Annotated in this window: 17 protein-coding genes; 8 read left to right on the top strand and 9 right to left on the bottom strand. The window is 60.4% G+C overall.

Annotated elements, in window-relative coordinates:
• Positions 1–174 precede the first annotated feature (174 nt).
• From gatC to AC07W4_RS15055, 6 genes are all read left to right on the top strand, one after another.
• Positions 175–462: an Asp-tRNA(Asn)/Glu-tRNA(Gln) amidotransferase subunit GatC gene (gatC, locus tag AC07W4_RS15080; protein ID WP_007901429.1), complete on the top strand. Its 288-nt coding sequence runs from the start codon at positions 175–177 to the stop codon at positions 460–462.
• A gap of 17 nt (positions 463–479) precedes the next feature.
• On the top strand, positions 480–1,931 hold the full coding sequence (gene gatA / locus AC07W4_RS15075) for an Asp-tRNA(Asn)/Glu-tRNA(Gln) amidotransferase subunit GatA (protein WP_495032956.1): 1,452 nt from the start codon (positions 480–482) through the stop codon (positions 1,929–1,931).
• Positions 1,932–1,941: 10 nt separating this feature from the next.
• Positions 1,942–3,387, top strand: coding sequence for an Asp-tRNA(Asn)/Glu-tRNA(Gln) amidotransferase subunit GatB (gene gatB, locus AC07W4_RS15070; protein WP_008051679.1), 1,446 nt, complete (start codon positions 1,942–1,944; stop codon positions 3,385–3,387).
• A 163-nt stretch (positions 3,388–3,550) separates the two neighbouring features.
• Complete coding sequence (locus AC07W4_RS15065; protein WP_495032955.1) at positions 3,551–3,925, top strand: septal ring lytic transglycosylase RlpA family protein; 375 nt, start codon at positions 3,551–3,553, stop codon at positions 3,923–3,925.
• Positions 3,926–3,975: 50 nt separating this feature from the next.
• Positions 3,976–5,037 carry a calcium/sodium antiporter gene (locus AC07W4_RS15060; protein WP_495032954.1) on the top strand — a complete coding sequence of 354 codons (1,062 nt, stop codon included), beginning with the start codon at positions 3,976–3,978 and terminating at the stop codon, positions 5,035–5,037.
• Positions 5,034–5,414, top strand: a complete 381-nt coding sequence (locus AC07W4_RS15055; RefSeq protein WP_495032953.1) for a carboxymuconolactone decarboxylase family protein — start codon at positions 5,034–5,036, stop codon at positions 5,412–5,414. The genes AC07W4_RS15060 and AC07W4_RS15055 overlap by 4 nt, the downstream gene beginning before the upstream one ends.
• 127 nt (positions 5,415–5,541) lie before the next feature.
• Here the strand turns inward: AC07W4_RS15055 and AC07W4_RS15050 are convergent, their stop codons facing one another.
• From AC07W4_RS15050 to AC07W4_RS15010, 9 genes are all read right to left on the bottom strand, one after another.
• The gene (locus AC07W4_RS15050; protein ID WP_413426888.1) at positions 5,542–6,483 is read right to left on the bottom strand and encodes an AEC family transporter; all 942 of its coding nucleotides are present in this window, start codon (positions 6,481–6,483) and stop codon (positions 5,542–5,544) included.
• A gap of 186 nt (positions 6,484–6,669) precedes the next feature.
• Positions 6,670–8,223, bottom strand: coding sequence for a galactarate dehydratase (gene garD, locus AC07W4_RS15045; RefSeq protein ID WP_495032952.1), 1,554 nt, complete (start codon positions 8,221–8,223; stop codon positions 6,670–6,672).
• 11 nt (positions 8,224–8,234) lie between these two features.
• Positions 8,235–9,602 (bottom strand): MFS transporter, encoded by a 1,368-nt coding sequence (locus AC07W4_RS15040; RefSeq protein ID WP_495032951.1) that lies wholly within the window; start codon positions 9,600–9,602, stop codon positions 8,235–8,237.
• 223 nt (positions 9,603–9,825) lie between these two features.
• Positions 9,826–11,271 carry an aldehyde dehydrogenase family protein gene (locus AC07W4_RS15035; protein ID WP_495032950.1) on the bottom strand — a complete coding sequence of 482 codons (1,446 nt, stop codon included), beginning with the start codon at positions 11,269–11,271 and terminating at the stop codon, positions 9,826–9,828.
• Positions 11,272–11,331: 60 nt separating this feature from the next.
• Positions 11,332–12,243 (bottom strand): 5-dehydro-4-deoxyglucarate dehydratase, encoded by a 912-nt coding sequence (gene kdgD / locus AC07W4_RS15030; RefSeq protein WP_007981458.1) that lies wholly within the window; start codon positions 12,241–12,243, stop codon positions 11,332–11,334.
• Positions 12,244–12,667: 424 nt separating this feature from the next.
• On the bottom strand, positions 12,668–13,417 hold the full coding sequence (locus tag AC07W4_RS15025) for a FadR/GntR family transcriptional regulator (protein ID WP_177318814.1): 750 nt from the start codon (positions 13,415–13,417) through the stop codon (positions 12,668–12,670).
• 193 nt (positions 13,418–13,610) lie between these two features.
• Positions 13,611–15,338: an ABC transporter ATP-binding protein/permease gene (locus AC07W4_RS15020; RefSeq protein ID WP_495032949.1), complete on the bottom strand. Its 1,728-nt coding sequence runs from the start codon at positions 15,336–15,338 to the stop codon at positions 13,611–13,613.
• A gap of 97 nt (positions 15,339–15,435) precedes the next feature.
• Positions 15,436–15,996: a response regulator transcription factor gene (locus AC07W4_RS15015; protein ID WP_007973041.1), complete on the bottom strand. Its 561-nt coding sequence runs from the start codon at positions 15,994–15,996 to the stop codon at positions 15,436–15,438.
• On the bottom strand, positions 15,989–17,251 hold the full coding sequence (locus tag AC07W4_RS15010; RefSeq protein WP_008051702.1) for an ATP-binding protein: 1,263 nt from the start codon (positions 17,249–17,251) through the stop codon (positions 15,989–15,991). The genes AC07W4_RS15015 and AC07W4_RS15010 overlap by 8 nt, the downstream gene beginning before the upstream one ends.
• A 361-nt stretch (positions 17,252–17,612) precedes the next feature.
• On the opposite strand from AC07W4_RS15010, the gene AC07W4_RS15005 reads away from it, so the two are divergent.
• The gene (locus AC07W4_RS15005) at positions 17,613–18,329 is read left to right on the top strand and encodes an SIMPL domain-containing protein (protein WP_495032948.1); all 717 of its coding nucleotides are present in this window, start codon (positions 17,613–17,615) and stop codon (positions 18,327–18,329) included.
• 447 nt (positions 18,330–18,776) lie between these two features.
• Complete coding sequence (locus AC07W4_RS15000; RefSeq protein WP_008051704.1) at positions 18,777–20,402, top strand: ABC transporter substrate-binding protein; 1,626 nt, start codon at positions 18,777–18,779, stop codon at positions 20,400–20,402.
• Position 20,403: the final 1 nt, after the last annotated feature.

The raw sequence follows: 20,403 nt of genomic DNA, 5'->3' as shown, positions 1-20,403 counted from the left end.
GCGGCAAACTCTAACAACGACAGGGATTTTGGGCAAGGCGCCAATATGTTAAATTGGCCGCTTTTCTGTGCACCAAGCCCCACAATCGCGGCCTTATGACCGTAGAAGTGCGGTAGTGTTCCGACAATCTAACACACGGACGCCGTCCGTTTTGTTTTCCACTGGAGAATCCCAATGGCGCTTGAACGCTCCGACGTGGAAAAAATCGCTCATCTGGCCTGCCTTGGCCTCAATGATGCCGATCTTCCACACATCACTTCGGCCCTCAACAGCATTCTCGGGCTGGTCGACGAAATGCAGGCGGTCAATACCGACGGTATCGAACCGCTGGCCCACCCACTGGAAGCCAGCCAGCGCCTGCGCGCAGACGTCGTGACCGAGACCAATCACCGCGAGGCCTACCAGTCCATCGCACCAGCGGTCGAAAACGGCCTGTACCTGGTTCCGAAAGTCATCGACTAATAGGGAAAGAGCCTGCAATGCATCAATTGACTCTGGCCGAGATCGCCCGCGGACTCGCCGATAAAAAGTTTTCCTCCGAAGAGCTGACCAAGGTCCTGCTGGCGCGCATCGCCCAGCTCGATCCACAGCTCAACAGTTTCATCAGCCTCACCGAAGACTTGGCGCTGACGCAGGCGAAAGCCGCTGACGCCCGCCGGGCCAATGGTGAGAGCGGCGCCCTGCTCGGCGCGCCGATCGCCCACAAAGACCTGTTCTGCACCCAGGGCATTCGCACCAGCTGCGGCTCGAAGATGCTCGACAACTTTAAAGCACCGTACGATGCCACTGTCGTCGCCAAGCTGGCCGCTGCCGGGGCCGTGACCCTGGGCAAGACCAACATGGACGAATTCGCCATGGGTTCGGCCAACGAGTCGAGCTACTACGGCGCGGTGAAAAACCCGTGGAACCTGGAACACGTTCCGGGCGGTTCGTCCGGCGGCTCCGCTGCGGCGGTGGCCGCTCGTCTGTTGCCGGCGGCCACCGGCACCGACACTGGCGGTTCGATCCGTCAGCCGGCGGCCCTGACCAACCTCACCGGCCTGAAACCGACGTACGGTCGCGTTTCGCGCTGGGGCATGATCGCCTACGCCTCCAGCCTCGATCAGGGCGGCCCGATGGCACGCACCGCCGAAGACTGCGCTATTTTGTTGCAAGGTATGGCCGGCTTCGATCCGAACGACTCCACCAGCATCGATGAGCCCGTGCCGGACTACAGCGCCAGCCTCAACGGCTCGCTGCAAGGCCTGCGCATCGGCGTGCCGAAGGAATACTTCAGCGCCGGTCTCGACCCGCGCATCGCCGAGCTGATCCACAACAGCGTCAAGGAGCTGGAAAAGCTCGGCGCCGTGATCAAGGAAATCAGCCTGCCGAACATGCAGCACGCAATTCCTGCGTACTACGTGATCGCCCCGGCGGAAGCCTCGTCCAACCTGTCGCGTTTCGACGGCGTACGCTTCGGCTACCGCTGCGAAAACCCGGTCAACCTGATCGACCTGTACAAGCGCTCCCGTGGCGAAGGCTTCGGCCCGGAAGTACAGCGCCGGATCATGGTCGGTGCCTACGCGCTGTCCGCCGGTTACTACGACGCCTATTACCTGAAGGCGCAGAAGATCCGTCGCTTGATCAAGAACGACTTCATGGCGGCCTTCAATGAGGTCGACATCATCCTTGGCCCGACCACGCCGAACCCGGCCTGGAAGCTCGGCGCCAAGAACAGCGACCCGGTCGCTGCTTACCTGGAAGACGTCTACACCATCACCGCCAACCTCGCGGGCCTGCCTGGCCTGTCGATGCCGGCCGGTTTTGTCGACGGTCTGCCGGTTGGCGTGCAACTGCTCGCCCCGTATTTCCAGGAAGGTCGCCTGTTGAACGTTGCCCATCAGTATCAGTTGAACACTGACTGGCACACCCGCACCCCAACCGGCTTCTGAGGAGACACACATGCAATGGGAAGTCGTGATCGGGCTGGAGATTCACACCCAGCTCACCACCCGGTCGAAAATCTTTTCCGGTAGTTCCACCACCTTTGGCTCCGAGCCGAACACCCAGGCCAGCCTGGTAGACCTGGGCATGCCCGGCGTGCTGCCGGTGCTGAACCAGGAGGCGGTGCGCATGGCGGTGATGTTCGGTCTGGCGATTGACGCCGAGATTGGCCAGCACAACGTGTTCGCCCGTAAAAACTACTTCTACCCGGACCTGCCCAAGGGCTACCAGATCAGCCAGATGGAATTGCCGATCGTCGGCAAGGGTCACCTGGACATCGCCCTGGAAGACGGCACGGTCAAACGGGTCGGCATCACCCGCGCGCACCTGGAAGAAGACGCCGGCAAAAGCCTGCACGAAGAATTCAGCGGCGCCACCGGCATCGACCTGAACCGTGCCGGTACACCGCTGCTGGAAATCGTTTCCGAACCGGACATGCGCAGCGCCAAGGAAGCCGTGGCCTACGTCAAGGCGATCCACGCGCTGGTGCGTTACTTAGGGATTTGCGACGGCAACATGGCCGAAGGCTCGCTGCGTTGCGACTGCAACGTATCGATCCGTCCGAAAGGCCAGGTCGAATTCGGCACCCGCTGCGAGATCAAGAACGTCAACTCGTTCCGTTTCATCGAAAAGGCGATCAACAGCGAAATCCAGCGTCAGATCGAACTGATCGAAGACGGCGGCAAGGTGATCCAGCAGACCCGTCTGTACGATCCGAACAAGGACGAGACCCGTCCGATGCGCAGCAAAGAGGAAGCCAACGACTACCGTTACTTCCCCGATCCGGACCTGCTGCCGGTGGTCATCGAGAACTCGTTCCTCGACGACGTGCGCGCCACCCTGCCGGAATTGCCACCGCAGAAGCGCGAGCGCTTCCAGGAGCAGTTCGGTCTGTCGGTCTACGACGCCAGCGTGCTGGCCACCAGCCGCGAACAAGCCGATTACTTCGAGAAAGTCGCGAGCATCGGCGGCGACGCCAAACTGGCGGCCAACTGGGTGATGGTCGAGTTGGGCAGCCTGCTCAACAAGCAAGGCCTGGACATCGAACAGTCGCCGGTTTCCGCAGAGCTTCTGGGCGGCATGCTGCTGCGCATCAAGGACAACACCATCTCCGGCAAGATCGCCAAGGTGGTGTTTGAAGCGATGGCCAACGGCGAAGGCAGCGCGGACGAGATCATCGACAAGCGCGGCCTCAAGCAAGTGACCGACACCGGCGCCATCTCGGCGGTGCTGGACGAAATGCTCGCGGCCAACGCCGAGCAGGTCGAACAATACCGCGCGGCAGACGAAGCCAAACGCGGCAAGATGTTCGGCTTCTTTGTCGGCCAGGCCATGAAAGCCTCCAAAGGCAAGGCCAACCCGCAACAGGTCAACGAACTGCTCAAAAGCAAGCTCGAAGGCTGATGAGGATGGAGCCAGCCCGACTCACTGGCTCCATTTTCCTGTGGGAGCGGGCTTGCTCCGGGCGGCGTTCCGACGAATGCGGTTTGGCACTCAATTCAATGTTGACTGTCAGAATGCATTCGCGAGCAAGCCCGCTCCCACATTTGTTTTTTGGAACGCCCAAATGAAGCGTCTGTTCAGCGCCTGCGCCCTCTTCTCGCTCCTGGCCGGTTGCGCCAGCACCGACACCGTCGATCCGCATGGTTACGACAAAACCGGCGTGGCGTCGTACTACGGCGCCAAACACCAAGGCAAACGCACCGCCAACGGCGAGCGTTTCAACATGAATTCCATGACCGCCGCCCATCGCCAACTACCCTTCGGTACACGGGTGAAGGTCACCAATCTGAATAACGACAAATCCTGCGTGGTGCGCATCAATGATCGCGGGCCGCACACCCGGGGCCGCCTGATCGACCTGTCCAAGGAAGCCGCCGAGCGCCTGGGCATGCTGCGCAGCGGCACCGCGCGGGTTCGCGTGCAAGCCCTCGACGACTGACCGATGGAGCCCCGACCATTTTCGGACTAGCCGATTTACCCCTGATCAGCGTGATCGAATTGCTCAGCGGATTGCTCCTGCTGATTGTCGGCGCCGAATTGATGGTGCGCGCCGCCGTACGCATTGCCGCTCGGCTGCACATACGCCCGCTGATTATCGGCCTGACCATCGTCGCCCTCGGCAGCAGCGCACCGCAGATGGCGGTCAGCCTGCAGGCGACCCTGGCGCACAACGCCGACATTGCCGTCGGCAGCGTGATTGGCAGCAGCATTTTCAACATTCTCGTCACCCTCGGGTTGTCCGCACTGATCATTCCTTTGCGGGTGTCCCGGCAACTGGTGCGCCTGGATATTCCGCTGATGATCGGCGCCAGCCTGTTGGTGTTCGTACTCGCCTGGAATGAAGAACTGAACCGTGCCGACGGCGTGATGTTGCTGACGGCACTGGCGATTTACCTGGGCTTGTTGCTGCGCCAGTCACGGCATTCGGCACGCCCGGTATCGAGCCATGACCATCATGCGCAAGCGCCATGGCTGAGCAGCCTGCTGATGATCGTCACCGGGCTGGCGATGCTGGTGTACGCCGGGCACTTGCTGCTGGGCGCGGCGGTTGCCGTGGCCACCGACCTTGGGTTGTCGGAGCGGATCATCGGCCTGACCATCGTCGCCGTCAGCACCTCGCTGCCTGAGCTCGCCACTTCGTTGATCGCGGCAATGCGCGGCGAGCGCGATATTGCCGTGGGCAACGTGATTGGCAGCAACCTGTTCAACCTCTTGGGTGTGCTCGGTTTTACCGCACTGGTAGCGCCAACGCCGCTGTCGGTGTCGCCCAACGCCCTGGATTTCGACCTGCCGGTGATGCTCGGTGTCGCGGCGCTGTGCCTGCCGGTGTTCTATTCCGGCTATCGGGTGACCCGTGCCGAAGGCCTGCTGTTTCTGGGTTTGTACCTGGCGTATGGGCTGCACGTGGTGTCGTTCACCACCGGCATGCCTCTGGCCGGCAAGCTGGAACACCTGATGCTGTTTTTCGTCCTGCCGGCGCTGGTGGCGTTCTTGCTGTTCACGTCACTACGCGCCTGGCGTCGCCAACACCACAAGAGGGAAATCCCATGACCGAGAATAAAAAAACCGGCGTTGAAGTCCGCCGCCAAGTGATGGGCGACGCCTTCGTCGACCGCGCACTGGGCAATGCCACCGAGTTCACCCAGCCGCTGCAGGATTTCGTCAATGAACACGCCTGGGGCGGTGTGTGGAATCGCGAAGGCCTGCCGCTGAAAACCCGCAGCCTGATCACCCTTGGCGCCCTGACTGCACTCAAGTGCCCGCAGGAGTTGAAAGGTCACGTGCGCGGTGCGCTGAACAACGGCTGCACTGTGGAGGAGATTCGCGAGGCGCTGCTGCATTGTGCGGTTTATGCCGGTGTGCCGGCGGCGATTGATGCGTTTCGGGCTGCGCAGGAAGTGATCGACAGTTATCAGAAGCCTGAGTGAGTCATTGAAATCGGGGCGCCCGACATGACGCCTTCGCGAGCAAGCCCGCTCCCACAGAGGAATGCATTCCAAATGTGGGAGCGGGCTTGCTCGCGAATGGCTCGAAAGAACACCGCAAAGCCTGAGGTCAGATCCACCCACCCCACTGCAAAAAGAAGATCCCGACATTGGTGGTGACCGCCGCCATCAGCGTGGTGATCACGATAATCGCCGCCGCCAGCTCGTGATTGCCATCCGCCGCCCGGGCCATGACGAAACTGGCGGCGGCGGTCGGGCTGCCGAAGTACAGGAACAGAATCCCCAGTTCCGCGCCGCGAAAGCCCCACAACCACGCCCCCAGCGTCGCCAGCACCGGCAAGCCGATCATCTTCACCAGGCTTGAACTCAGTGCCATGTTGCCGCTTTTGCGCAGTGCCGCCAGGGACAGCGTACCGCCGATGCAGATCAGCGCCAGCGGCAAGGTGGTTTGCGCCAGGTACTGGCCGGAGGTTTCCAGCCAGCCGGGCAAGCCGATCTTGAAATAGGCAAACGGCGCAGCCGCAATCACGCTGATGATCAACGGATTGCTGAACACGCTTTTGCAGATGCTCCACGGATCGGACTTGATCACCGGGCTGTACACCGCCAGCACGATGGTCGAGAGGGTGTTGTAGAACAGGATCACCAACGCCGCCAGGATCGCCCCGAGGGAAATCCCGTAGTCGCCATACATGCTTGCCGCCAGCGCCAGGCCGATGACCCCGTTGTTACCGCGAAAGGCGCCTTGGGTGTAGATCCCCCGATCCTCCCGCGGGCACTTCCAGATCGCCCAGCCCCAGGCGATGGCAAAACACACCAGGGTCGCGAGGGAGAAATAGATCAGCAGCGCCGGCTGCAATGCCGCGTGCAGGTCGGCATGCAAGATGCCCAGAAACAGCAACGCCGGCATGGTGACGTTGAACACCAGAGCCGATGCGGTGTGGATGAAGTTGTCGTTGATCCAGTCGATGCGCTTGAGCAGCACACCCAGAAACAGCATGGCAAACACCGGCGCGGTGATGTTCAGGGTTTCGAGGAAAATTGCCAGCATGCCGGGGGGTAACCTTGGTGAGCGTCGTTAGGTGGCTAATGATAAGCCACTGAAGACTTCGGCGCCTGCTGGATCGCCTTCGCGAGCAAACCCGCTCCCACATTTGATCAGTGTCGAACACAAAATTTATGCGCGGCGACAATCCAGTGTGGGAGCGGGCTTGCTCGCGAAGCAGGCGACTCGGTCTTAAGTAACAGGCGCCGGGTTGAACAGGGTGATGTCGTTATGCAGTTTGTGCTGCTCGGCCCACGTCTGTTTCTTGCCGCTGGCCACGTCCAGGTAGTAGTGGAACAGCTCCCAACCCAGCTCCTCGATCGATGCGCGGCCGGTGGCAATGCGCCCGGCATCGATGTCGATCAGGTCCGGCCAGCGCTGCGCCAGCTCGGTCCGGGTCGAGACCTTCACCACCGGTGCCATGGCCAGCCCGTAAGGCGTGCCACGACCGGTGGTGAACACATGCAGGTTCATCCCCGCCGCTAACTGCAAGGTCCCGCAGACAAAGTCGCTGGCCGGGGTCGCACAGAAGATCAGGCCTTTGCGCTTGAAGCGCTCGCCTGGGCCGAGCACGCCGTTGATCGCGCTGCTGCCGGACTTGACGATCGATCCCAGGGATTTCTCGACAATGTTCGACAACCCGCCCTTCTTGTTGCCCGGCGTGGTGTTGGCACTGCGATCCGCCTCGCCCTTGGCCAGGTAGCGATCGTACCAGTCCATTTCCCGCACCAGTTCCCGGGCGACGTCCTGGTTCTCCGCACGTGAGGTCAGCAAGTAAATGGCATCGCGCACTTCGGTGACTTCGGAAAACATCACCGTCGCACCGGCCCGCAGCAACAGGTCCGAGGCATAACCGAGCGCCGGGTTGGCGGTGATGCCGGAAAACGCATCACTGCCGCCGCATTGCATGCCCAGGATCAGCTCGGACGCCGGCACGGTTTCCCGGCGACGTTGATCGAGCTTCTTCAAGCGCGTCTCGGCCAGTTCCATGATCTGCTCGATCATTTCGGTAAAGCCGTGACTGGAGTCCTGCAAGCGGTACAACCAAGGCTCGCTGAGATCCACCGAGCTGTCGTTCTCGTGCATCACCTGCCCGGCCTGCAATTTCTCGCAGCCCAGGCTGATCACCAGGGCTTCGCCACCCAGGTTCGGGTTGCGGGCCAGGTTGCGCACGGTACGGATCGGAATGTACGCGTCAGTGGCGGTGATGGCCACGCCGCAGCCGTAGCTGTGGGTCAGCGCCACCACGTCATCGACGTGCGGGTACTTGGGCAACAACTCATCCTTGATGCGTTTGACCGCATGATCCAGCACCCCGGTAACGCACTGCACGGTGGTAGTGATGCCGAGAATGTTACGCGTGCCGACGGTGCCGTCGGCATTGCGATAACCCTCGAAGGTGAAGCCTTCCAGCGGTGCCTGCGCGGCCGGCACATCGGTGGACAGCGGCAGGCTGTCCAGCGGTGGCGCGGTCGGCATGCGCAGTTGATCTTCCTTGACCCAACTGCCGCGGGGAATCGGCTGCAAGGCATAGCCAATGACCTGACCGTAACGAATCACCTCGCCACCTTCGGGAATATCTTCCAGGGTGACTTTGTGGCTCTGTGGCACGAAGTCCACGGTGACCAGGCCGTCCGCAAACTCGGTACCGGCCGGTACGCCTTGATCGTTGACCACAATCACTACGTTGTCCCGCTCGTGCAGGCGGATATAGCGCGGCGAGTCGGAATGTTCAATCAACTGCATGACGCCGCTCCTCAGGAATGCGCTTGAGACAATTTGCCAGGGGCTTCAGTACCGTTCGCTGGTGGCTCTTTGAGCACCACGCGCTTGATCGGGCCGACGATCACCAGATAGCTGAACACCGCGACCAGTGCGTTGCAACCAACGAACACCAACGCCCACTTGAACGAGCCGGTGGAGCTGATGATGTAGCCGATCACGATCGGGGTGGTGATCGAGGCCAGGTTACCAAAGGTGTTGAACAGGCCACCGCTCAGGCCGGCGATCTGCTTCGGCGAGGTGTCGGACACCACGGCCCAGCCCAATGCGCCCACACCTTTGCCGAAGAAGGCCAGGGCCATGAAGCCGACGACCATCCATTCAACATCGACATAGTTGCAGGCCACGATGCTGCTGGAAACCAGCAGGCCGGCAATGATCGGCGCCTTGCGGGCGAAGGTCAGGGAATGGCCTTTGCGCAACAGGTAATCGGAAATCACCCCGCCGTGCACACCACCGATGAAGCCGCAGATAGCCGGCAAGGACGCGATGAAACCAGCCTTGAGGATGGTCATGCCGCGTTCCTGCACCAGGTACACCGGGAACCAGGTCAGGAAGAAGTAAGTGATGCCATTGATGCAGTACTGGCCCAGGTACACGCCGAGCATCATACGGTTGGTCAGCAGTTGGCGGATGTAATCCCACTTCGGACCGTCGCCTTTTTTGCCTTTGCCCTTGTCCTGGTCCATGTCGACCATGCCGCCGTTGTCGGCGATGTGCTTGAACTCGGCGTCATTGATCATCGGGTGCTGGCGCGGGCTGTAGATCACTTTGAGCCAGATACCTGAGAAAATGATGCCGATCACGCCCATGACGATGAACACGTGCTGCCAGCCGAAGCTGTAGACGATCCAGCCCATCAGCGGTGCGAACAACACAGTGGCAAAGTACTGCGCCGAGTTGAAGATCGCCGAGGCGGTGCCACGCTCAGCGGTCGGGAACCAGGCGGCCACGATACGCGCGTTGCCGGGGAAGGATGGCGCTTCGGCCAGGCCCACTAAAAAGCGCAGCATGAACAGCGCGACCACAGCGGTGGACATGCCGAACTCGCCGACATAGCCCTGCAGGACGGTGAACAGCGACCAGGTAAAGATGCTCAGTGCGTAGATTTTTTTCGAGCCGAAACGGTCCAGCAGCCAGCCGCCAGGGATTTGCCCGGCCACGTAGGCCCAACCGAATGCGGAGAAGATGTAGCCGAGGGTAACGGCGTCGATACCGAGGTCTTTTTGCAGACTGGAGCCGGCGATTGCGATGGTAGCCCGGTCGGCGTAGTTGATCGTGGTCACCAGGAACAGCATGAGCAGGATCAAATAGCGGACGTGAGTCGGCTTGGTCGATTGCATGTAGATGTACTCCCACTGATTATTTTTATGCGCGGGTGAATCTTGTGTATTCCCTGTAGGGCTGTAGGAGCTGTCGAGTGAAACGAGGCTGCGATCTTTTGATCTTTAGCGCCATCAAAGGCACCGAAAATCAGGATCAAAAGATCGCAGCCTGCGGCAGCTCCTACATGGGTTTGCGGTATCGGTGCCACCGAGGTGGCACCGGATACAGCGGTGTTGCGTGTTACGAACCGATGTAAGAGGTCTTCACGACTGTGTAGAACTCTTGCGCATAGCGACCTTGCTCACGTGATCCATAGGATGAACCTTTACGCCCACCGAACGGAACGTGGTAATCCACACCGGCGGTCGGCAGGTTGACCATCACCATCCCGGCCTGGGAGTGGCGTTTGAAGTGATTGGCGTACTTCAGCGAGGTGGTGGCAATGCCCGCCGACAGCCCGAACTCGGTGTCGTTGGCCATGGCCAGGGCTGCGTCGTAATCGGCGACACGGACGATGTTGGCCACCGGGCCGAAGATCTCTTCGCGGCTGATGCGCATCGACGCTTCGCTGTCGGCAAACAGGGTCGGCGCGAGGAAGTAGCCCTCGGTGTCGCAGGTCACCAGACCACCGCCGCTGACCAGACGTGCACCTTCGGACTGGCCGATGTCGATGTACTTCATGTCCTGTTCAAGCTGCGCTTGGGAAACCACCGGACCGATGTCGGTACCAGCCTTCAACGCGTGACCGACCTTGATCGACTTCATGCGCTCGGCCATGGCTTCGACGAACCGCTCGTGGATGCCAGCAGTGACGATGAAGCGGCTGGAAGCGGTGCAACGCTGGCCGGTGGAGTAGAACGCGCTCTGTACCGACAGCTCGACCGCTTGCTTGAGGTCGGCGTCGTCGAGAATGATCTGCGGGTTCTTGCCGCCCATTTCCAGCTGGACCTTGGCTTGGCGCGAGACGCAGCTGACGGCGATCTGACGACCGACACCCACGGAACCGGTGAAGCTGATGCCATCGACTTTCGGGCTGTGGACCAGTGCATCGCCAACCACGCGACCGCTGCCCATCACCAGGTTGAACACACCAGCCGGGAAGCCTGCACGGGAGATGATTTCAGCCAGGGCCCAGGCGCAACCCGGAACCAGGTCCGCGGGTTTGAGCACCACGCAGTTGCCGTAGGCCAGGGCCGGGGCGATTTTCCACGCAGGGATGGCAATCGGGAAGTTCCACGGGGTGATCAGACCAACCACGCCCAGGGCTTCGCGAGTGACTTCAACGTTGACGCCCGGACGCACCGACGGCAGGTAGTCACCGGACAGGCGCAGGCATTCACCGGCGAAGAACTTGAAGATGTTACCGGCGCGAGTCACTTCGCCAATGGCTTCGGGCAGGGTCTTGCCCTCTTCCCGGGCCAGCAGGGTGCCGAGTTCTTCGCGGCGGGCGAGGATCTCAGTGCCGACTTTATCCAATGAATCGTGGCGAGCCTGGATGCCGGAAGTGGACCAGGCCGGGAACGCGGCGCGAGCGGCGTCGATGGCGGCGTGGACCTGAGCCAGATCAGCCTTGGCGTATTCGCCGATGGTATCGCTCAACTCGGACGGGTTGATGTTGGCGCAGTAATCACTGCCCTTGACCCATTCGCCGTTGATGTAGTTATCGAAACGCTTTGCATCAGCCACTTGAAGATCTCCTCACGCAAGAAGCCGCTGATTGCTCAGCGGCCTTGGTTTTATCGAGTGTTATTGCGCACCTTGCTTGTCGATCAGCGCGGCGAGCATTTCATACTCTTCGCCCGTCAGATCGGTCAGCGGCGCACGCACAGGACCTGCGTCATAGCCTGCAATTTTTGCCCCGGCCTTGACGATGCTCACGGCGTAACCGGCCTTGCGGTTACGGATGTCCAGGTACGGCAGGAAGAAGTCGTCGATGATCTTGCCGACGGTGGCGTGATCTTCGCGAGCAATGGCGTGGTAGAAATCCATCGCGGTTTTCGGGATGAAGTTGAACACCGCCGAGGAGTAGACCGGCACGCCCAGCGCCTTGTAGGCCGCGGCGTAGACTTCGGCGGTTGGCAAACCGCCCAGGTAGCTGAAGCGATCGCCGAGGCGGCGACGGATCGACACCATCAACTCGATATCGCCCAGACCATCCTTGTAACCGATCAGGTTCGGGCAGCGCTCGGCCAGGCGTTCCAGCAGCGGCGCGGTCAGGCGGCAGACGTTACGGTTGTAGACCACCACGCCGATGTTGACCGATTTGCACACGGCTTCAACGTGGGCGGCAACGCCGTCCTGGCTGGCTTCGGTCAGATAGTGCGGCAGCAGCAACAAGCCTTTGGCGCCCAGACGCTCGGCTTCCTGTGCGTATTCGATGGCCTGGCGGGTCGAACCGCCCACGCCGGCCAGGATTGGCACGCTGGTGGCGCAAGTGTCGACTGCAGTCTTGATGATTTCCGAATATTCGCTGGCCGCCAGAGAGAAGAACTCACCGGTGCCGCCCGCAGCGAACAACGCCGAGGCGCCGTATGGGGCCAGCCATTCGAGACGCTTGATGTAACCCGCGCGATTGAAGTCGCCCTGAGCATTGAAATCGGTGACCGGGAAAGACAGCAGACCGGCAGAGAGGATGGACTTCAGTTCTTGTGGATTCATTATTCGAACACCCTGGATAGCGACGTTGTGTGAGAAAACCGTTCAGCCTGCGCCGAAGTTGTAGGTCATCGTACAACTTAAAATACAACCGTCAACTGCATTTCATCGCTGGGGGTGAAAATTGTTCGACAAGAATGCGCAGAATCCCTGTTTTAGAGGGTTTCTGCGCAAGAGAACAGGGATGATCACACCTCGAAAAACAGGTGCTCAGGAGATACGTTGTCGGAAGATTGTGGCGAGGGATAAGTAAAAGAGAGGATGACTGAAGGTTTTGTGGGATGGCTTACGGCCCCTTCGCGAGCAAGCCCGCTCCCACACTTGATCTGTGTCGCTCACAAATTGTGAGTTCGCAGAAATTCAAATGTGGGAGCGGGCTTGCTCGCGAAGGCAATCTGTCAGCCAATACCGCCTTGGATCAGAACACTCAGCCCCGCTGCGCCTCAGCCTCTTCATGGGCATGACGCAACCGCTCACGGCTGTTGGTCAGGTGCAAACGCATGGCGGCCCGCGCCGCATCGGAATCCTGGCGGGCAATGGCGTCGTAGATTTCTTCGTGCTCACGGCTCAGGCGACTCATGTAGTGTTGCTGGTCGTCATGGGCCAGGCGCGCGGAGTTCAGCCGTGTGCGCGGAATGATGCTGGTGCCCAGGTGAGTCATGATGTCGGTGAAGTAACGGTTGCCGGTGGACAGCGCGATTTCGAGGTGGAAGGCGAAGTCCGAAGCCACCGCGTCACTGGCGTGAGCGGCACTTTCATTCAACGCATCGAGGGCGGCGCGCATATTGGCCAACTGTTCCGGGCTGCGACGTTGCGCCGCCAGCCCGGCAGACTCCACTTCCAGGCTGATGCGCAGCTCCAGGATCGCCAGCACATCCCGCAAGGTCACCACGGTCGCCGGGTCGATGCGGAAACCGCTTGGGCTCGGCGTGTCGAGCACGAAAGTGCCGATGCCGTGGCGGGTTTCCACCTGCCCTGCCGCCTGCAATCGGGAAATCGCCTCGCGCACAACCGTGCGGCTGACACCATGGGCGTCCATGATGGCCGACTCGGTGGGCAACTTGTCGCCACGCTTGAGGTGACCGTCGCGGATCTGCTCGGACAGCACCGTCACCAGTTCCTGAGCGAGGCTGCGGCGCTTGCGAGGGAGGCGAGGTGCGTCGATCGGGTTTTCCATGGTGAACATCTGTCTCGAAAAATTCGGCGGCTGAAAGCGCATCATAGCGCAACGCGGTTGTACGATCACCACCACCCCATGTAGGAGCGAGCTTGCTCGCGATGGAGGCTAACGATAACGCGTGTTTTCTGAATAAACACGGCGCGTTCAAGTCCATCGCGAGCAAGCTCGCTCCTACAAGGAACCGGGGTGTTTATGCAGTCACGGCCTGGTCCACCAGATGGCCATTCTCGATACGAATGTGCCGCGGGTGGAAGCGCTTCAGGCTGCTGCGATGGCCGACGCTGACAATGCTCAGCCCCGGCAACTCATCGATCAGCGCCTGGTACAGCGTGGCCTCGTCTTCTTCGTCCATCGCCGAGGTGGCTTCGTCCATGTATAGCCATTGCGGTGCATAAAGCAGCGCACGGGCGAAGGCCAGCCGCTGCTGCTCCCCCGGAGACAACATGCGCTGCCAGTGGTTGGCCTCGTCGAGACGGGCAATCAGGTGCGGCAAGCGGCAGGTTTCCAGCACCTGCGCATAGCGCTCGTTCGGATAGGTATCGCCGGGCTGTGGATAACTGAGGACATCACGCAGGGTGCCAATCGGCAAATAGGGTTTTTGCGGCAGGAACAGGTAGCGCGCCGATGGCAGGCGAATACTGCCGTGGCCGGCCGGCCACAGATGCCCCATCGCCCGCAGCAGGGTCGACTTGCCGCTGCCGGAACGACCGCTGAGCATCACACGCTCGCCCTCCTCCACGGTCATGTCGGCGTTGGTCAGCAGGTGACGACCTTCAGCCAGGTCGAGGCCGAGGTTGTGCACTTTCAGCGCCGAGCCCGAATTCTGTACGTCGATGGCCGGCGCACGCTCTTCGTTGTCACGCATGGCCTGGTGGAAGCTCAACAGACGATCGCAGGTGGCGCGCCAGGAAGCGAGGCTCTGGTACGCACTGATAAACCAGCTGAAGCTTTCCTGCACATTGCCGAACGCCGAGCTGATCTGCATCAGTTCGCCCAGTTCGATCTTGCCGGAAAGGTAACGCGGGGCGGCAACCATGAACGGGAAGATGATGGCGGCCTGGCTGTAACCGGCGGTGAAGAACGTCAGGCGCTTGGACACTTTCATGATGTCCCAGAAGTTGTGCCAGACCATCCCGAAGCGGCCGCTCAACCGACGATTCTCGTTCGGCTCGCCGTTGTACAACGCGATGCTTTCGGCATTCTCGCGAATTCGCACCATCGAGAAACGCAGGTCGGCTTCGAAGCGTTGTTGCTGGTTGTTCAGGCCGATCAGGCGACGACCGATCAAATGCGTCAACCAGCTGCCGACCACCGCGTAAACCAGCACGCACCAGAACATGTAGCCGGGAATGGTGATGCCGAAGACTTCGATACTGCCCGACACGCCCCACAAAATGATCGAGAATGACACCAGGCTGACGATATTGCGCAGCAACCCGATACCCAGTTCAAGGGTATTGGAGGTGAAGTTGTTGAGGTCTTCGGAAATCCGCTGGTCCGGGTTATCGGTGTAACCGCCCTGCTCCAGCTGGTAGTAATTCTTGTCGGCGAGCCAGCGTGCAAAGTGCTTTTCGGTGAGCCATGCCCGCCAGCGGATCGTCAGCATCTGCGTCAGGTACAGCCGGTACACCGCGCCGATGATCGCCACCGCCGCAATCGCGCAGAAGTACAGGATCAATTGCCAGAACGCGGCCTCGTCCTTCTTTTGCAGGGCGTTGTAGAAGTCTTTGTACCAGGTGTTGAACCACACCGAGATCCCCACGCTGATCAGCGACAGTGCAATCACCGCAATCAGTAGCGTCCAGGCCTTGACCTTCTCTTCACTGCGCCAGTAGGGCGTGATCATTGCCCACACTTTGCGAAAAAACTGCCCGCGCACGGCGTCGTTGACCGCGCAATACTCAGCGTTCTGATTCATGGAAAAGGCTCGATAGAGAAAAGTACGCACACGAACCGATCATAGATGATCGGTCCGGTTTGTCGCGAGATACGGCCCGCATTCGTTCAGCGCAGGTTCAGCGGCGAACGGGACGCTTCTGCAGTTTGCGCTGCAGGGTGCGGCGGTGCATGCCCAGGGCACGGGCCGTGGCGGAGATGTTGCCTTCGTGTTCGGTCAGCACGCGCTGGATGTGCTCCCACTGCAGGCGGTCCACGGACATCGGGTTTTCCGGCACCAGGCTGTCGAGGTCGGCGTGCTCGGACAGCAGCGCCGCCAGCACGTCGTCGGCATCCGCCGGCTTGCACAGGTAGTTGCAGGCACCGCGCTTGATCGCCTCGACGGCGGTGGCGATGCTCGAGTAACCGGTGAGGATCACCACGCGCATTTCCGGGTCCATTTCCAGCAGCTTGGGCAGCAGCACCAGGCCGGAATCGCCGTCCATCTTCAGGTCCAGGGCGGCATAATCCGGCAGATCGGCCTTGGCCAGCTCCAGGCCTTCTTCGGCGGAACCGGCAGTACTGACGCGAAAACCGCGACGGGCCATGGCGCGGGCCATGACGCGGGTGAATGTGGCGTCGTCATCGACCAGCAACAAATGCGGCAGTTCTTCGCCTTCGACTTGGATCTCTTCACTCATGTTCGTCTCCTCGGGCGACACGGGGCAGGCGCAGCTCGGTGAGCGTGCCACCTTCCTCATGACTGTAGAGTTTCACTGAGCCGCCGGCGCGTGTCACGCTGGCCTTGCTCAAAAACAGGCCCAGGCCGAAGCCTTTGCCCTTGGTGGTAAAAAACGGTTTGCCGATTTGCTCGGCGATGGCCAGCGGCACACCGGCACCATGGTCGCGAATGCTGATGGTGAGGTTTTCCCAATCCCAGTCCAGCGTCACTTGCAGCCCTTCGGGGCAGGCATCGGCAGCGTTGTTCAACAGATTCAGCAAAGCCTGGGTCAGGTCCGGTGGCGGTGCCATGCGGGGAACCGGGCCCTGGCCAAGGCGCTGGAAGCGATAGCTGGCTTCCGGGCGCATCAGGTGCCAGCGATTGAGGGCTTCATCGAGCCAATCGGTGACGTCCTGCATTTCCACCGCCAACCGGCGATTGGCCTCGGCGGCGCGCACCAGTTGCTGCAAGGTTTGCTTGCACAGCTTGACCTGATCCTGCAGCACGCTCAGGTCGTCCTGCAACATCGGGTCATGGTGGTCCTGACGCATTTCCTTGAGCAGCACACTCATGGTCGCCAGCGGCGTGCCCAGTTCATGGGCCGCACCGGCGGCCTGGGTGGCGACGGCCAGCAGTTGCTGATCGCGCAGGCCTTCTTCGCGACGAATGGCGCGCAACTCTTCCTGGCGACGCAGCTCTTCGGCCATGCGCGCGGCGAAGAACGTAATCACCGCAGCCGCGAGGGCAAAGCTCAACCACATTCCGTACACCTGCAGGTTTTCCCGAGCGATCGGAAAGGTTTGCAACGGGTAGAACTGTGCCAGCAACAGCGTGTACATCGTCAGCGCGATACCCGACAGGATCACCGAATAACGCCATGGCAACGTCACGGCGGCAATCGTCAGAGGCACCAGGTAATAGGAGACGAAGGGGTTGGTCGAGCCACCGGAGAAATACAGCAGGGCGCTGTGGATAAACAGGTCGCAGGCCAGTTGCACGGCGTATTCGAGCTCGGTCACCGGCCACGAGGTGCGCAGGCGAATCGCCGTGAACACGCACAGCAGCATTGAGCATGCGAGTGTCGCTGCCAGCTGAAACCAGGGCAGCGGCAGCAATTCGAGCCAGTAGGCCAGGCCAACGGAACCGGCCTGGGCGGCCAGCACCAACGTGCGGATGAACGTCAGCCGCCAGAGGTTCTGGCGAGTCGCGGAAGTGATTTGAACGGGGGCGAGCATGAGCTCTCCTGATGAGCGCTCCAGGCGGATCGCAGGGAGTATAACCAAGCGCGGGGGCTGACAGGCAAAAGTGCGGCAAACGGCCACAGCCTATTGGCCGGCACACATCCCTTGTAGCAGCTGGCGAAGCCTGCGTTCGGCTGCGAAGCAGTCGTCAATCAGGCTCCGCGTTCATACAAAGACATCATGCACGCAGGTTTACGACTGCTTCGCAGCCGAACGCCGCCTTCGGCAGCTGCTACGGGGAATCGCGTGCATCTGTATAGAAGTTGTAACTGTGCGAACCGGAGCATAAAAGCTAGAGTCTGATGGTTTCACGCAGGTCCGGACCATACCCCTGCGCACCTTTCAAGGAGCCTTCATGCACACATTCCGCCGCAGCGCCGCCCTCCTCGCCCTGAGTGTTGGCATCGTCGCCAGCCTCCCGACCCTGGCCGCCGACGAGCTTCATTACAACCAGATTTCCCTGCGCGCCGAAGTCAGTCAGGAAGTGGCCCGCGACCTGATGATCGTGACCCTCTACACCGAAGAACAGAACACCGACCCGGCCAAACTCGCCGCCGACGTCAGCTCCACCATGAACAAGGCGCTGGCCAGGGCCAAGCAAGTCAAGGACATCACCCTGCGTCAGGGCAGCCGTAACAGCTACCCGATCTACGACACCAAGGGCCAGAAAATCACCGGCTGGCGCGAGCGCGCCGAATTGCGCCTGGAAAGCTCGGACTTCGCCGCACTGTCGAAACTGACCGGCGAACTGCTCACCGACCTGAAAATGGGCGGCATGGACTTCGCCATCGCCACCCCGACCCGCAAGGCCAGCGAAGACGCCCTGCTCAAGGATGCCGTGACCGCCTTCAAGGCCCGCGCCCAACTGGCCACCGACGCCCTCGGCGGCAAAAGCTACAAAATCGTCAACCTGAACCTCAACAGCAACGGTTATCCACAGCCTTACCTGCGCGCACCAATGATGATGAAAGCCGCCGCCATGGACAGCGCACCGGTGACGCCGGATGTCGAGGCCGGCACCAGCCAGGTCAGCATGACCGCCGATGGTTCGATCGAAGTGCTGATGCCTTGAATCGATAGCCCGTAAACAAGAACGGCGATCATAAAAATGATCGCCGTTTTTTTTGGCAGTTTTCAGGCATGAGCTATAACTGGATAGGTCCACCCGAGAAATGCCGTCGATTGGCCACTATCGGTGCAACAATAACCACTCTTATTCACGCCATGCCCACCCCACAATCCGGGGTATGAATAAGTAACACCGCCGCCCCACGGGGGAGCAACCCGAACCAGGCGCGCACTGTAAAAGTGCGTCACTCGCACCGTAAAAATGCCGCGCAAACGGTCAAATGCGTCAGCAATTATACAAATGCGACATTAAGGTACGTTCGTGCCACCGTTTAAGGCTTGTAGTCACTCTGGATCTTGCATTGGGTATGGCCCCTGCATAAGTATCCGCAGGCACGACTCACGAGGTCGTCCTCTAATTCCAAAAATGACAACAAATCATGAGGCCACCATGCTTAAACACGCGGTCATTCCGTTTTTAGTCGGCGCCAGCCTGTTGGCTAGTGCACCGTTCGCTCAAGCTGCGACTAACCTGGTGTTCTGCTCCGAAGGGAGCCCGGCCGGTTTCGATCCAGGTCAATACACCACCGGAACCGACTTCGACGCCTCTGCAGAAACCATGTTCAACCGCCTCACCCAGTTCGAGCGCGGCGGCACCGCTGTCATTCCAGGTCTGGCGACCAGCTGGGACGTCTCCGATGACGGCCTGACCTACACCTTCCATCTGCGTGAAGGTGTGAAGTTCCACACTACCCCGTACTTCAAGCCGACTCGTGAGTTCAACGCCGACGACGTGCTGTTCACCTTTAATCGCATGATTAACAAGGATGACCCGTTCCGCAAAGCGTACCCGACCGAATTCCCGTACTTCACCGACATGGGGATGGACACCAACATCACCAAGATCGATAAAGTCGACGACAAGACTGTCAAGTTCACCCTAAAGGACGTTGATGCCGCGTTCATCCAGAACATGGCCATGAGCTTCGCCTCGATCCAGTCCGCCGAGTACGCTGCCCAGCTGCTCAAGGAAGGCAAGGCCGCCGACATCAACCAGAAGCCGGTCGGTACTGGCCCGTTCGTGTTCAAGAGCTACCAGAAAGACTCCAACATCCGCTACACCGGGAACAAGGACTACTGGAAGCCTGACGACGTGAAGATCGACAACCTGATCTTCGCCATCACCACCGACCCGTCGGTACGTATCCAGAAGCTGAAGAAGAACGAGTGCCAGGTCACCCTGTTCCCTCGTCCGGCCGACCTGAAGGCTCTGCGCGAAGACAAAACCCTGAAGCTGCCTGACCAGGCTGGTTTCAACCTCGGTTACATCGCCTACAACGTGATGCCCAAGGTCAAGGGACAAACCGATGCGAACCCGTTGGCTGACCTGAAGGTACGCCAGGCAATGGACATGGCGGTCAACAAGCAACAGATCATCGACTCCGTGTACCAGGGTGCTGGCCAACTGGCCGTCAACGCCATGCCTCCGACCCAGTGGTCCTACGACACCACCATCAAGGATGCGCCGTACAACCCTGAGAAAGCCAAAGAGCTGCTCAAGGAAGCTGGCGTCAAAGATGGCACCGAAATCGTTCTCTGGGCGATGCCGGTACAGCGTCCATACAACCCGAACGCCAAGCTGATGGCAGAAATGCTGCAGTCCGACTGGTCCAAGATCGGCCTCAAGGTCAAGATCCAGAGCTACGAGTGGGGCGAGTACATCAAGCGCTCCAAAGGTGGCGAAAACCAGGCGATGCTGATTGGCTGGAGCGGTGACAATGGTGATCCGGACAACTGGCTGAACGTGCTGTTCGGCTGCGACTCGCTGGAAGGCAACAACTTCTCCAAATGGTGCGACAAGAAGTTTGACGACATCGTCAAGCAAGCCAAGCGCACTTCGGACCAAGGCAAACGCACCGAGCTGTACAAACAGGCGCAACACGTCCTCAAGGATGCTGTGCCTATGACACCTATCGCTCACTCGACGGTGTTCCAACCCATGCGCGCCAACGTGCAGGACTTCAAGATCAGCCCATTTGGCTTGAACTCCTTCTACGGCGTCAGCGTCAGCAAATAAG

The sequence above is a fragment of the Pseudomonas sp. GW821-FHT02A08 genome, assembly GCF_059422045.1.
Note: the sequence above shows the minus strand (reverse complement) of the source record. Positions and strands in the feature narration are given on the sequence as shown.

What these genes read in the sequence shown, in the direction of transcription:
- gatC (WP_007901429.1), top strand. Translation starts at nt 175, where the DNA reads ATGGCGCTTGAACGCTCCGACGTGGAAAAAATCGCTCATCTGGCCTGC.
- gatA (WP_495032956.1), top strand. Translation starts at nt 480, where the DNA reads ATGCATCAATTGACTCTGGCCGAGATCGCCCGCGGACTCGCCGATAAA.
- gatB (WP_008051679.1), top strand. Translation starts at nt 1,942, where the DNA reads ATGCAATGGGAAGTCGTGATCGGGCTGGAGATTCACACCCAGCTCACC.
- AC07W4_RS15065 (WP_495032955.1), top strand. Translation starts at nt 3,551, where the DNA reads ATGAAGCGTCTGTTCAGCGCCTGCGCCCTCTTCTCGCTCCTGGCCGGT.
- AC07W4_RS15055 (WP_495032953.1), top strand. Translation starts at nt 5,034, where the DNA reads ATGACCGAGAATAAAAAAACCGGCGTTGAAGTCCGCCGCCAAGTGATG.
- AC07W4_RS15050 (WP_413426888.1), bottom strand. Translation starts at nt 6,483, where the DNA reads ATGCTGGCAATTTTCCTCGAAACCCTGAACATCACCGCGCCGGTGTTT.
- garD (WP_495032952.1), bottom strand. Translation starts at nt 8,223, where the DNA reads ATGCAGTTGATTGAACATTCCGACTCGCCGCGCTATATCCGCCTGCAC.
- AC07W4_RS15040 (WP_495032951.1), bottom strand. Translation starts at nt 9,602, where the DNA reads ATGCAATCGACCAAGCCGACTCACGTCCGCTATTTGATCCTGCTCATG.
- kdgD (WP_007981458.1), bottom strand. Translation starts at nt 12,243, where the DNA reads ATGAATCCACAAGAACTGAAGTCCATCCTCTCTGCCGGTCTGCTGTCT.
- AC07W4_RS15025 (WP_177318814.1), bottom strand. Translation starts at nt 13,417, where the DNA reads ATGGAAAACCCGATCGACGCACCTCGCCTCCCTCGCAAGCGCCGCAGC.
- AC07W4_RS15020 (WP_495032949.1), bottom strand. Translation starts at nt 15,338, where the DNA reads ATGAATCAGAACGCTGAGTATTGCGCGGTCAACGACGCCGTGCGCGGG.
- AC07W4_RS15015 (WP_007973041.1), bottom strand. Translation starts at nt 15,996, where the DNA reads ATGAGTGAAGAGATCCAAGTCGAAGGCGAAGAACTGCCGCATTTGTTG.
- AC07W4_RS15010 (WP_008051702.1), bottom strand. Translation starts at nt 17,251, where the DNA reads ATGCTCGCCCCCGTTCAAATCACTTCCGCGACTCGCCAGAACCTCTGG.
- AC07W4_RS15005 (WP_495032948.1), top strand. Translation starts at nt 17,613, where the DNA reads ATGCACACATTCCGCCGCAGCGCCGCCCTCCTCGCCCTGAGTGTTGGC.
- AC07W4_RS15000 (WP_008051704.1), top strand. Translation starts at nt 18,777, where the DNA reads ATGCTTAAACACGCGGTCATTCCGTTTTTAGTCGGCGCCAGCCTGTTG.